Annotated in this window: 12 protein-coding genes; 2 read left to right on the top strand and 10 right to left on the bottom strand. The window is 71.7% G+C overall.

Annotated elements, in window-relative coordinates; all coding sequences use genetic code 11:
- Positions 1–84: 84 nt before the first annotated feature.
- A complete protein-coding gene (locus ABZ016_RS07275) occupies positions 85–1506 on the top strand; it encodes a lipase maturation factor family protein (protein ID WP_356915552.1) in 1422 nt (473 codons plus the stop codon).
- On the opposite strand, the gene ABZ016_RS07280 is transcribed toward ABZ016_RS07275, so the two are convergent.
- The 8 genes from ABZ016_RS07280 to ABZ016_RS07315 are packed head-to-tail and all read right to left on the bottom strand — an operon-like array spanning position 1494 to position 9351.
- A complete protein-coding gene (locus tag ABZ016_RS07280) occupies positions 1494–2327 on the bottom strand; it encodes an amidohydrolase family protein (protein ID WP_356915553.1) in 834 nt (277 codons plus the stop codon). The genes ABZ016_RS07275 and ABZ016_RS07280 overlap by 13 nt on opposite strands.
- Positions 2324–2641 (bottom strand): L-rhamnose mutarotase, encoded by a 318-nt coding sequence (locus tag ABZ016_RS07285; RefSeq protein ID WP_356915554.1) that lies wholly within the window; start codon positions 2639–2641, stop codon positions 2324–2326. The genes ABZ016_RS07280 and ABZ016_RS07285 overlap by 4 nt, the downstream gene beginning before the upstream one ends.
- Positions 2638–3636: an aldo/keto reductase gene (locus ABZ016_RS07290; protein WP_356915555.1), complete on the bottom strand. Its 999-nt coding sequence runs from the start codon at positions 3634–3636 to the stop codon at positions 2638–2640. The genes ABZ016_RS07285 and ABZ016_RS07290 overlap by 4 nt, the downstream gene beginning before the upstream one ends.
- Positions 3633–4388, bottom strand: a complete 756-nt coding sequence (locus tag ABZ016_RS07295; protein WP_356915556.1) for an SDR family oxidoreductase — start codon at positions 4386–4388, stop codon at positions 3633–3635. Before ABZ016_RS07295 ends, ABZ016_RS07290 begins: the two co-directional genes overlap by 4 nt.
- Positions 4385–5728 carry an L-fuconate dehydratase gene (locus tag ABZ016_RS07300; RefSeq protein ID WP_356915557.1) on the bottom strand — a complete coding sequence of 448 codons (1344 nt, stop codon included), beginning with the start codon at positions 5726–5728 and terminating at the stop codon, positions 4385–4387. The genes ABZ016_RS07295 and ABZ016_RS07300 overlap by 4 nt, the downstream gene beginning before the upstream one ends.
- A 32-nt stretch (positions 5729–5760) precedes the next feature.
- Positions 5761–6789, bottom strand: a complete 1029-nt coding sequence (locus ABZ016_RS07305; RefSeq protein WP_356915558.1) for an ABC transporter permease — start codon at positions 6787–6789, stop codon at positions 5761–5763.
- Positions 6782–8281 (bottom strand): sugar ABC transporter ATP-binding protein, encoded by a 1500-nt coding sequence (locus ABZ016_RS07310; RefSeq protein WP_356915559.1) that lies wholly within the window; start codon positions 8279–8281, stop codon positions 6782–6784. The genes ABZ016_RS07305 and ABZ016_RS07310 overlap by 8 nt, the downstream gene beginning before the upstream one ends.
- The gene (locus ABZ016_RS07315) at positions 8278–9351 is read right to left on the bottom strand and encodes a sugar ABC transporter substrate-binding protein (protein WP_356915560.1); all 1074 of its coding nucleotides are present in this window, start codon (positions 9349–9351) and stop codon (positions 8278–8280) included. Before ABZ016_RS07315 ends, ABZ016_RS07310 begins: the two co-directional genes overlap by 4 nt.
- Positions 9352–9517: 166 nt before the next feature.
- Between ABZ016_RS07315 and ABZ016_RS07320 the strand changes: the two genes are divergently transcribed.
- Positions 9518–10222, top strand: a complete 705-nt coding sequence (locus ABZ016_RS07320) for a FadR/GntR family transcriptional regulator (RefSeq protein ID WP_356915561.1) — start codon at positions 9518–9520, stop codon at positions 10220–10222.
- Between the two features lie 12 nt (positions 10223–10234).
- Here ABZ016_RS07320 and ABZ016_RS07325 read toward each other — a convergent pair whose 3' ends face one another.
- Both ABZ016_RS07325 and ABZ016_RS07330 read right to left on the bottom strand, forming a co-directional pair.
- Positions 10235–10708: a carboxymuconolactone decarboxylase family protein gene (locus ABZ016_RS07325; protein WP_356915562.1), complete on the bottom strand. Its 474-nt coding sequence runs from the start codon at positions 10706–10708 to the stop codon at positions 10235–10237.
- A gap of 96 nt (positions 10709–10804) precedes the next feature.
- Positions 10805–12340, bottom strand: coding sequence for an alpha-L-fucosidase (locus ABZ016_RS07330; protein WP_356915563.1), 1536 nt, complete (start codon positions 12338–12340; stop codon positions 10805–10807).

Genomic DNA, 12340 nt, shown 5'->3' on the forward strand with positions numbered 1-12340 from the left:
ACTCGCTCGGGGTACGCGTCCGGAGCGGTGGTACACGGAGCGTGACACTGGGGTCCGGCGCCGCACCGGGAGGAGCACACGGCAGTGGACTGGTTCACCGCATCCGAGTACTGGCTGAGCCGGCTGGTCTTCCAGCGGGCGCTGGCCGCCGTGTACCTGGTCGCGTTCCTGACGGCCGCGCTGCAGTTCCGTGCGCTCATCGGGCGGCGCGGCATGCTGCCGGTGCCGCGGTTCGTGGGGCGGGTGCCGTTCCGGCGGGCGCCGAGCCTGTTCCAGCTGCACTACTCGGACCGCTTCTTCGCGCTCTGCGCCTGGGCGGGTTGCGCGGTGTCGGCGGCGCTGCTGGCCGGGCTGGACTCGCTGCTGCCGCTGTGGGGCGGCATGCTGCTGTGGCTGGTGCCGTGGGTGCTGTACCTGTCGATCGTCAACGTCGGGCAGACCTGGTACTCCTTCGGCTGGGAGTCGCTGCTGCTGGAGGTCGGCTTCCTCGCCGTGTTCCTCGGCAACGACGAGGTGGCGCCGCCGGTCGTCGTGCTGTTCCTGCTGCGCTGGATCCTGTTCCGGGTGGAGTTCGGCGCCGGGCTGATCAAGATGCGCGGTGACGAGTGCTGGCGGAAGCTGACCTGTCTGGACCACCATCACGAGACCCAGCCGATGCCGGGCCCGATGAGCTGGTTCTTCCATCATCTGCCCGGGCCGGCGCACCGGGTCGAGGTGGCCGCGAACCACGTCACCCAGCTCGTGGTGCCGTTCCTGCTGTTCGCCCCGCAGCCCGTCGCGACGGTTGCCGCCGCGCTGATGATCGTCACCCAGCTGTGGCTGGTGCTGTCGGGGAACTTCTCCTGGCTGAACTGGATCACGATCGTGCTGGCCCTGCCGGTGGTGCGCTTCCCGGCCGATGCGCCGGACGTGCCCGGCGCTCCGCTGTGGTACGTGGTGGTGGTCCTCGCGGTGGCGGCGCTGCTGGCGGGCCTCAGCTACCAGCCGGTGCGCAACATGGTCTCCCGCCGCCAGGTGATGAACCGGTCCTTCGACCCGCTCCACCTGGTCAACACCTATGGGGCGTTCGGCAGTGTGAGCCGGGTCCGCTACGAGGTGGTGGTCGAGGGCACCGGGGACGACGTGCCGCGTGCGGACTCGGACTGGCGGGAGTACGAGTTCAAGGGCAAGCCGGGCGATCCGCGGCGCTGGCCGCGCCAGTTCGCGCCCTACCATCTGCGGCTCGACTGGATGATGTGGTTCGCCGCCCTCTCCCCCGCCTACGCCGACGCCTGGTTCGGCACGTTCGTGGAGCGGCTCCTGGAGAACGACCGGGACACGCTGAAGCTGCTGCGCCGCTCGCCGTTCCCGCCGGACGAACCCCCGCGGTACGTGCGCGCCCGCCTGTTCCGCTACCGCTACACGACGTGGCGCGAGCTGCGGGAGACGGGCGCGTGCTGGGAGCGGACGTTCGTGCGGGAGTACCTGCCGCCGACGCGGCTGGCCGAGACCGCTCAGAGGCCGTAGACGCGGGTGGCGGTGGTCGTGAGGATCCGCTCCCGGTCGCGCGGGGACGTCAGGTCACGGGTGAGTTCGAGGGTGTCGGCGTAGCGGACGGCGAGCGTGCAGACCGGCCAGTCCGAGCCGTACATCAGACGGTCCGGCCCGAAGGCCTCCAGCGCCACCTCGGCGTACGGGCGCAGGTCCGCCGGCGTCCAGGAGGCGAGGTCGGCCTCGGTGACCAGGCCGGACAGTTTGGCGACGGTGTTGGGCAGGGCGGCGAGGGCGCGCAGGTCCGCGGCCCAGGGTTCAAGGGTGCCGGCGGCGACGGGTGGTTTGCCCAGGTGGTCGAGGACGAAGGTGAGCCCGGGCAGGGCGGCGGCCGCCCGCGCGCAGGCCGGGAGCTGGTGCGGCAGGACGACCAGGTCGTAGACCAGCCCGGCGTCGGCGACGGCGGCCAGGCCCCGCAGGACGTCCGGGCGCAGCAGCCATTCCGGGTCGGGTTCGCCCTGGACCTGGTGGCGGATGCCCTTGAGGTACCGCCCGCCGGGGAGCTCCCGCAGCCGGGCGAGTTCGCCGGCGACATCGGGACCGGTGAGGTCGGTCCAGCCGACGACGCCCGCGATCAGCTCGTGCGCCTCGGCAAGGGCCAGGAACTCCGGGGTCTCCTCGGGCACGGTGACGGTCTGGACGAGGACCGTGCGGCCCACTCCGGCGGCGCTCGCCTCGGGTTCGAGGTCCTTGATCGTGAAGTCGCGGCGGAGCGGGCTCAGTTCGGGGCCGGTGATCCAGTCCTGGTCCCGTACGGACAGGTCCCACACATGGTGGTGGGCGTCGACCACGGTCATGCCGGCAGCTCCCACACGACGGGCAGACCGGCGTCCGCGCCCTCGCCGGAGTAGTCGTGCACGACCTCCAGCAGTTCGGCCATGCGGGCCTGCCAGGCGACGTTCACGGGCAGTTTCTCCAGCGCGGCGAGGAGACGGGCGTAGTCCTCGCACTCCAGGACGTGGAACAGGTCGGTGCCGCTGCGCCAGATCGTCCAGGAGGTGGCGCCGGCGGCGCGGATGGCGTCGGTGAGTTCCTCGGGGACCTCACGGTGGGCGGCCTCGTAGTCGGCGACGCGCTCGGCGCGGACCTTGGTGTGCAGGGCGACTCTCATGACGGCTCCTCGGACGTGGCCCCGGCGGGCACGGGGGCGTCGGCGGGCAGCAGGCCCTTGGTGCGCAGCTCCTGCCAGAACCCTTCGGGCACGTGGGCGGCGAACTGGTGGGCGCAGTCTCGGACTTCGTGCGCCGAGCGGGCTCCCACCAGGACGCTCGCGACGGCCGGGTGGGCTGCGCAGAAGGCCAGGGCGGCGGCGCGCAGCGTGGTGCCGTGGCGGTGGGCGACGGACTTCAGCCGCAGGGCACGCTCGACCAACTCGGAAGGTGCCGCGGTGTAGTTGTAGGTGGCGCCGGGCCTGGGGTTCGCCAGCAGGCCGGAGTTGAAGGCGCCGCCGATGACGACGGACGCGCCGCGCTCGTGGGCGGCGGGCAGCAGGTCGGTGAGGGCGCTCTGGTCGAGCAGGGTGTAGCGCCCGGCGCACAGCACCACGTCGACGTCGGTGTCGCGGATGAAGCGGGTGAGCATCTCGGCCTGGTTCATGCCGGCGCCGATCGCGCCGACCACGCCTTCCGAGCGGAGTTTCTCCAGGGCCGGGTAGCCCTCGCGGAAGGCCCACTCGGCGTGCTCGTCCGGGTCGTGGAGGTAGACGACGTCGACCCGGTCGAGGCCGAGGCGTTCCAGGCTGGCCTCCAAAGTGCGGCGCACGCCGTCGGCGCTGAAGTCCCAGACGCGGCGGTGGGTGGCCGGGACGGCGAAGCCGTTCGCGAGGTCGTCGCCGGGGCCGTCCGCGGGCTCCAGGCGGCGGCCGACCTTGGTGGAGACGGTGTAGCGGTCCCGGGGGTGCTCGCGCAGGGCGGCGCCGAGGCGGCATTCGGCGAGGCCCAGGCCGTAGTGCGGCGCGGTGTCGAAGTAGCGGACGCCCCGCTGCCAGGCGGCCTCCACGGCCTCGTGGGCCTGGGCCTCGCCGACCTCGGTGTAGAGGTTGCCGATCGCGGCGGCGCCGAAGGACAGGGCGGTGACCTCGACGCCGCTGCCGCCGAGCCGGTTCACCGGGCCACCGGGCGCAACCGCACGCCCTGCATGCCGCCGTCGACGGCGAGCGCGGTGCCGGTGGTGGCGCCGGACAGCGGACTGGCCAGGTAGGCGATGGCCCCGGCGACCTCGGCGGCGCCGACCAGCCGGCCGGTGGGCTGGCGGGCCTCCAGGGCGGCGCGTTCGGCGGCCGGGTCGGGAGCGGCGTCCAGGAGACGGCCGACCCAGGGGGTGTCGACCGTGCCCGGGTTGACGCAGTTGACGCGGATGCCCTCGCGGACGTGGTCGGCGGCCATGGCGAGGGTCAGGGAGTACACCGCTCCCTTGGAGGCGCTGTACAGGGCGCGCTGCGGCAGGCCCGCGGTGGCGGCGATGGAGCAGGTGTTGACGATCGCCGCGTGCGCGGAGGCGCGCAGGTGGGGCAGGCAGGCGCGGGTGGTGCGGACCATGCCGACGACGTTGACGTCGTAGACGCGGTGCCAGTCGTCGTCGGAGTTGTCCTCGACGGTGCCCTGGGCGCCGATGCCGGCGTTGTTGACCAGGACGTCCAGACCGCCGAGGCCGGCGACCGCGGCCGCCACGGCCTGGCGCACGGACGCGTCGTCGGTGACGTCCGCGCGGTGGGCGAGCAGTGGCTTGTCGACCGACGACGGGTCCAGATCGAGGACGGCGACCTGGGCGCCGCGCTCGGCCAGGAGTTCGGCGGTGGCCCGGCCGATGCCGGAGGCGCCGCCCGTCACCAGGGCTTTGATGCCCTCGAAGTCGCTCATGCGGCCTGACCCTTCTTCCGCTCGTCGAGGTCGGCGGCCCAGAACTCGCCGCCCGGGTAGGTGTAGCGCGCCAGGGACTCGGGCCGCATGGCGGCCGAGAAGCCCGGAGCGGTCGGTGCCGTGTAATGACCTTCGCGGATGACCACCGGGTCGAGGAAGTGGTCGTGCAGGTGATCGACGTATTCGATGACCCGGTCCTCGGTGGTTCCGGACAGGGCCACGTAGTCGAACATCGACAGGTGCTGGACGAGTTCGCAGAGGCCGACACCGCCCGCGTGCGGGCAGACCGGGACGCCGAACCTGGCCGCGAGCAGCAGGATCGCCAGGTTCTCGGGGACGCCGCCGACGCGGGCGGCGTCGATCTGGACGACGTCGAGCGAGCCGGCCTGGAGGAGCTGTTTGAAGACGATCCGGTTGTGCACGTGCTCGCCGGTGGCGACCTTCACGGGGGCGACGGCGCGGCGGATCGCCGCGTGGCCGAGGATGTCGTCGGGGCTGGTCGGTTCCTCGATCCAGTACGGGTCGAACTCGGCGAGGGCCTTGGTCCAGCGGATCGCCTCGTCGACGTCCCAGCGCTGGTTGGCGTCGACGGCCATGCGGATGTCGGGGCCGATGACGGACCGGGCGACGCGGCAGCGGCGGATGTCGTCGTCGAGGTCGGCACCGACCTTGAGCTTGATCTGCCGGAAGCCGTCGGCGACGGCCCGGCCGGCCAGCCGGGTGAGTTTGCCGTCGTCGTAGCCGAGCCAGCCGGGTGAGGTGGTGTAGGCGGGGTAGCCGCGCTCCAGCAGCCGGGCGGTGCGCTCCTCGGCGCCCTGTCTGCCCTGGCGCAGGAGGGCCAGTGCCTCCTCGGGGGTGAGGGCGTCGGTGAGGTAGCGGAAGTCGATCTGGCGCACCAGCCATTCGGGCTCGGCCTCGGCGAGCAGCCGCCACAGCGGCAGGCCGGCGCGTTTGGCCGCGAGGTCCCACACGGCGTTGACGACCGCGCCGATCGCCATGTGCATCACGCCCTTCTCGGGCCCGAGCCAGCGCAGCTGGCTGTCGCCGATCAGGTCGTGGTTCAGGGTGGACGGGTCGGCGCACAGGTCGTCTACGGAGCGGCCGAGCAGGTGTCCGCGGAGCGCGTCGATCGCGGCGACCTGCACCTCGTTGCCCCGCCCGATGGTGAAGGCGAATCCGTGCCCCTCGTGCCCGTCGGCCGCGTCGGTGCGCAGGACGACGTAGGCTGCCGAGTAGTCGGGGTCCGGGTTCATCGCGTCGGAGCCGTCGAGCTCACGCGAGGTGGGGAAGCGGATGTCGTGGGTGTCGAGCGCGGTGATGCGGGCGGGCGTCGGGGACACGGAGGGCCTTTCGGTTGCAGGGGGCGGGGGCGTCAGTCCTGGGCCCGGCCGGTGGTGACCCGGGCGATCATGAGCGCGACCAGGATGATCCCGCCGTAGATGGCCTGGATCCAGAAGGACGGCACCTGGGCGAGGGTGAGCAGGTTCTGCACGACCCCCAGAAGGAGTACGCCGGTCAGGGCGCCGAACATGGTGCCCTTGCCACCGTCGAGGGCGATGCCGCCGATCACCGCGGCCGCGAACACCGTGAAGATCATGTTCTGGCCCTGGTTGGCGCTGATCGCGCCGACGTACCCGGTCTGCATGATGCCGCCGACCGCGGCGAGGACACCCGCGACGACGAACACGCCGAGCATGACGCGTTCCACCCGGATGCCCGCCGCCCGGGCCGCGTCCGCGTTGCCTCCGATGGCGTACAGGGCGCGCCCGACGCGGTGGTACTTCAGGACCAGCCCGGCGACGGCGAAGGCGAGCGCGGCCACCCACACCGACAGCGGGACGGTGAGGAAGGTGGTGGTCGCCAGCGAGTAGAAGCTGTCGGGCATCCCGAACAGCGTCTTGCCCTTGGTGGCGCCGACGAGCAGGCCCCGCAGCACGATCAGCATCGCGAGCGTCACGATGAACGCGTTGAGTTTGAACTTCACGACGAGTACGCCGTTGAAGGCGCCGACGGCCGCACCGGCCACCAGGACGGCCGGCAGCGCGAGTGCGGCGGGGAGTTCGGTGCCCCAGCCGGACTGGGCGGCGGGCAGTACGAGCAGCGCGCCGACGGCGGGCGCGATACCGACGACCGACTCCAGCGACAGGTCGAACTTGCCGGTGATCAGCACGAGCGACTCGGCGAGCACGACCATGGCGAGGGCGGCGGAGGCGCCGAGGATCGAGACGATGTTGCGCTCGGTGAGGAACGAGTCGTTGACCACCGCGCCGAGCACGAGGAGCAGCAACAGGGCCGGGACGAGGGCGAGTTCACGCGCCCGGCGGAGCAGGACTGCCTTGGCGGCGCGCGGGTCGGTGGCTCGCGCGGGCGCGAGCGGCGGGGCCGCCTTGGTGTCAGCCATGGTCCACTCCTTCGATGGAGGCGATGAGCTCGTGGTCGCGCCAGCCCGCCCGGTGCTCGGCGACGACCCGGCCGTGGAAGAGGACGAGGACGCGGTCGCAGCGTCTGAGGTCGTCGAGTTCGTCGGAGACCACGAGCACGGCGGTGCCGTCGTCGCGGGCGCTGTCCACCCGGGCGAGCAGGGACTCCTTGGACTTCACGTCGACGCCCGCGGTCGGGTTGACGAGGACGAGGAGGCGGGGGTCGGAGGCGAGGGCCCGGGCCATGACGACCTTCTGGGCGTTGCCGCCGGACAGGTCGGAGACGGGCTGGTCGGGTCCCGCTGCGTGGATGTCGAGGCGTTCGATCAGGGCGGTGGCGACATCGCGCTTGTTGTCGGTGCCGACGAAGCCGAAGCGGCCGAGCCGGTCCAGGACGCTGAGGGTGGCGTTGTCGCCGATGGACATGCCGAAGACCAGGCCCTGCTCGTGCCGGTCGCGTGGGACGAAGCCGACGCCGGCCTTCAGCGTGGCCTGGACGTCGCCGAACGGCAGCGGTGCGCCGTCGACGCGGGCCGTCCCGCTCGTGGGGGTGTGCAGGCCGGTGAAGGACTCGGCCAGCTCGATCTTGCCGCTGGCACTGGACCCGGCGAGTCCGACGACCTCGCCGCGGCGGACGGTGAGGTCGATGTCCCGGTACGCCGGTGAGGTGAGCCCGCGGGCCTCGAGGAGCACGGGGGCGTCGCGGTCGGCGTCCCCGGGGTCCACGGCCTGCTCGGCGAGGACCTCGATCGACTCCCCGGCCATGGCCTCCACCAGGTCCCGGCGCGGGAGGTCGGCGACCGGCGCGGTGGTGATCCAGCGGGCGTCGCGCAGGACCGTGACGGTCTGGCAGACCTCGTACACCTCCTGGAGGTGGTGCGAGATGAACAGGAAGGTGACGCCCGAGTCCTGGAGGGCCCGCATACGGCTGAACAGCCGCTCGATCTCCCGGTTGTCGAGCTGGGCGGTGGGTTCGTCCAGGATGATGAAGCGGGCGCCGAAGCTGAGCGCGCGGGCGATCTCCACCATCTGCCGGTCCTCGACCTTGAGGTCGGCGGTGCGGGCGTCGGGGTCGACGCGCACGTCCCAGGTGTCGAGGAGCCGGGCCGCCTCCGCCTTCAGCCGACGCCAGCTGATGAACCCTCGCCGGAGAGGCTGACGGTTGATGAACAGGTTCTCGGCGACGGTCAGTTCGGGGACGACCGTCGGGTGCTGGTAGACGCAGGCGACCTTGGAGCGCCAGGCGTCGCGGTCGGTGAGCGGGGGCGCGGGGTCGCCGTCGAAGCGGACGGTGCCCTCGTCGGGTGCCTCCAGGCCGGTGAGGATCCGGACGAGGGTCGACTTGCCTGCGCCGTTGCGGCCGACGAGGGCGTGGGACTCGCCGGGCAGGACGGCGAGCCGGCCGTCGGCGAGGGCGGTGGTGGGGCCGTACCGCTTGACGACGCCCCGCGCTTCAACCAGTGGGGCGCTCATTTGACCGTGTTGCCCCAGAGCTTGGGGTCGTCGACGTTGTCCTTGGTCACCAGCGGCGCGGGCAGCTGGTCCTCCAGGATGCCGCTGGGCAGCTTGACGACGGTCGAGTCGTGGTCGGTCGGGCCGGGCTTGAACTCCTTCCCGGCCATCGCCGCCTTGATGTAGTACATGCCGTACTTGGCGTAGGCGTCGGCGGGCTGGGAGACGGTCGCGTCGATCTCGCCCTTGCGGATCGCGTCGAACTCCTGCGGGATGCCGTCGTTGGAGACGACGGTGATGTGTCCCGACTGCCCGGCCTTCTTCAGCATGCCCTTGGACTTGAGGGTCTGGAGCGTCGGTGCGAGATACACACCGCCGGCCTGCATGTAGATGCCCTTGAGGTCGGGGTTGGCGTTGAGGAGGGTGTCGAGTTTGGAGGCCGCGGTGTCGGACTCCCACTTGGCGGGGATCTCCAGGACCTTCAGCTTGGGGAAGTTCTTCTTCACGCAGGCGCGGAACGCCTCTGAGCGGTCCCGGCCGTTGACCGAGGCGAGGTCGCCCATGATCTGCACGACCTTGCCGGAGGTGATGTGCTCGCCGAGGTACTGGCAGGCCTTCTCGCCGTACGCCACGTTGTTCGCCCGGACCACCATGGCGACCTTGCCCTTGTCGGGCGCCACGTCCACGGCGACGACCGGCACGCCCTTGCGTTCGGCCTGGTCGAGGCCGGCTTCGATGGCGGCGCTGTCCAGCGGGGCGACGACCAGTCCCTTGACGCCCTGGTTGAGCTGGTTGTTGATGTCGGTGATCTGCTGCGAGGGGTCGCTGTTGGAGTTGACGGTCTTCATCGCGTCGACGCCCTCGGACTTCGCCATCTTCGGCACGTAGTCGTTGTACGACTGCCAGAACGGCGAGGTCAGCAGGGGCAGGACGACCCCGACCTTGCCGCTGCCGCCGCCACCGCCGGCCCCGGAGGCGCCGGTGTCCTTGGTGCTGCCGCACGCGGCGAGCACCAGGGAGGCTCCGGCGGCCAGGGCCACCGCGCCGAGGGTCCGGGACGTGTTCCGTTTCCGCACTGTGCTTCCGGGCATCTCAGGGGGCTCCCATCGACCGGTGTTCCAGCAGATGACCGCATACTTATCAGACCACTCCCCCGCCAGAACACCCCACGGCGCCAGATTTCCGCGCTCCGTACTCATAGTGGTCCGACCACCCTGCTGGTTAGACTGCGCCGGAGCGCGTGATCGGAGGAACGGCGTGGACGACGAGACAGCCCCGCAGAAGGGCACCGTGACGCAGCGCGCCATCGAGCGGATCAAGGCGATGATCGGCGAGGGTCTGCTGGAGCCGGGCCAGCGGCTGCCGACGGAACGGGACCTGGCCGCCCAGCTCGGCATCTCCCGCAGCTCGATGCGGGAGGCGATCCGCGCACTCACCGTGCTGGGTGTGCTGGAGGCCCGGCACGGGTCGGGCATCTACGTGACGCGGCTGGAGGCCGGCGACCTGCTGGAGACCTTCGGCGTGGTGGCCGACCTGTCGCGCGGCCCGCGCCTGGTGGAGCTGCTGGAGGTACGGCGGATCCTGGAGTCGACGGCGACGGCGCTCGCCGCCGCCCGTATCACCGGGGACCAGCTGGCCGAGGTCGAGGAGCACCTGGCGGCGATGAACGCCACGGACGATCCGGAGGAGATCATCGCCCACGACCTCGCCTTCCACCGTGTGATCGCGACGGCGGCGGGCAACGAGACCATGGCCGCGATCCTGGAGGGCCTGTCGTCACGGACCTTCCGGGCCCGCGTCTGGCGTGGCTACCAGGAGGAGGGGGCCTTCGAACGCACCCGCCGCGAACACGCCGCGATCCACCGCGCCCTGGCCGCCCACGACCCGGAGGCGGCCCGCGCGGCGGCGGCCGCGCACGTGGGCGAGGTGGAGGAGTGGATGCGGGCACAGCTCGGGCCGTGAGGGGTGGCGCCGTTACGTGAACTGTCCCGGCTGGTAGTCCCCGGCGGGCTGCTGGAGGATGACGTTCAGCCGGTTCGCCGTGTTCATGAAGGCGATCAGGGTCACCAGCGCCATCAGCTGGTCCTCGTCGTAGTGCTTGACGGCCCGCTCCCACACCTCGTCCGGGACCCCACCGGCCCCGTCCGCGATACGGGTTCCCTGCTCGGCCAGCTCCAGCGCGGCACGCTCGGCCTCGGTGAAGACCGTGGCCTCCCGCCACCCCGCGACCAGATGCAGCCGCACGGCGGACTCGCCCGCCGCGGTGGCCTCCTTGGTGTGCATGTCGATGCAGACCGCGCACCCGTTGATCTGGCTGACGCGCAGCGAGACCAGTTCCCGCGTGGCGGCCGGCAGCGGTGATTCCACCACCAGCCGCCCCACGGAGGTGAGCTGCTTGACCAGCTTGCCGGCACTCGGAAGGGAGAAGGGGTCCAGACGCGCGCTCATGGTGAGCTCCTCTGTCGTCGTCGGTGCGTACACCCCTATGAGTCGGCGGCTCACCGCGATGTGACATCGACGCATGTGATCTGCGTCATGAACCGCTCAGACGCGGGACCGGTACAGCCCGAACTCGGCGATGCGCACGGGACCTCGCGCCCCGGTCACCCGCACCCGCCACCGCCGGGCCCGCACCGCGGCGGGCAGCAGCAGGATCCGGCTCGCGCCGATCACACCCGCCCGGCTCACCTCCGTCCAGCCGCCCTCGACGTACGCCTCCACCACGAAGGTCTCCACCTGCTGGCCGTGGCGGATGTCCTCCGCGAGCCGGACCCGGTCGGCCTCTCGCGCGACGCCGAGGTCGACGGTGACTCCGGTCGGTGAAGTGGCGGTCCGGGCACCGCGCGCCAGGTCCTCGGGCAGTTCCCGGTCGATCCGCTCCCGGAACTCCCGCAGGCGCGTCACGTCGGCGGCGGGAAGCAGACCGTCGGTGTCCGGGGGCACGTTGAGGAGCAGGACCGAGTTCCGGCCGACGGACCGGAAGTAGATGTCCGTCAACTGCTCGACGCTCTTCGGCCGCTGGTCGGCGTGGTAGAACCAGCCGTCCCGGATCGACACGTCGCACTCGGCGGGCCACCACTGGAGGTAGTCGGCCACCGGCCGCGCCGCCACCAGCGCGTCCCGGCTGCCCATGTCGGGGGCGTCGTAGGACAGGGCGTAGTCGGTCCGCCCATAGTCCTTCTCCTGCACGGGGACGACGCTCCACTCGTCCTCGCGGGCCAGTCCGCCCTCGTTGCCGACCCAGCGCACGTCCGGCCCGGTCACGGCGACCACGGCGTCCGGGGCGAGCGACCGTACGAGGGTGTACCAGCTGTCCCAGTCGTACTTCTCGACCTTGTCCGGCGGGATGCGTCCCTGAGCCCCGTCGAACCACACCTCGTCGACCGGGCCGTACTCGGTGAGCACCTCGTAGAGCTGGTTGAGCATGTGGGCGCCGTAGTCGGTGGCGGGCAGCGTGTACGAGCGGGGCGGTGTGCGGTCGTCGCCCTCGACGAGGGTGGGGACGGTGCGCGGGGCGCGTGCGCTGCCGTTGGCGTACACCCCGTGCAGGTACTGGTTCTCGTCGGCGGGCGAGATGTAGACGCCGACTTTGATGCCGTGGCGCCGCATGGAGTCGGCGAAGTCGCGCAGGACGTCGCCCCGCCCGGCGCGCCAGCTGCTCGACGCCACCGTGTGTCCGGTGTAGCGGGAGGGGTAGAGGACGAAGCCGTCGTGGTGCTTGACGGTGAGGATGGCGAGCTCGAAGCCGCCGTCGCGCAGGGCGCGGGCCCACTGGTCGGTGTCGAGGCCGGCCGGCTGGAAGACGTCCGGGTCCTCGTCGCCGGTGCCCCACTCCAGGCCGGTGAAGGTGTTCACGCCGAAGTGCAGGAAGGCGGTGCGCTCCAGGCGCTGCCAGGCGATCTGGCGTGCGGTGGGGCGGACTTGGGAGGCCTTGCGAGCGAGGTCGTCGCGGGTGTCGTCAGGGCTGACCGGGACGCGGCCGCGGGGGTCGGCGGGTGCTGCCAGTGCGGATGCCGGCATGCCGGTGGTCGCGGCGAGGACGGTGGCGGTCGCGAGGAAGACGCGTCGGGAAACGGCCAT

Origin of the sequence: Streptomyces sp. NPDC006372 (assembly GCF_040612515.1) — a bacterium.
Taxonomy (GTDB): Bacteria; Actinomycetota; Actinomycetes; order Streptomycetales; family Streptomycetaceae; genus Streptomyces.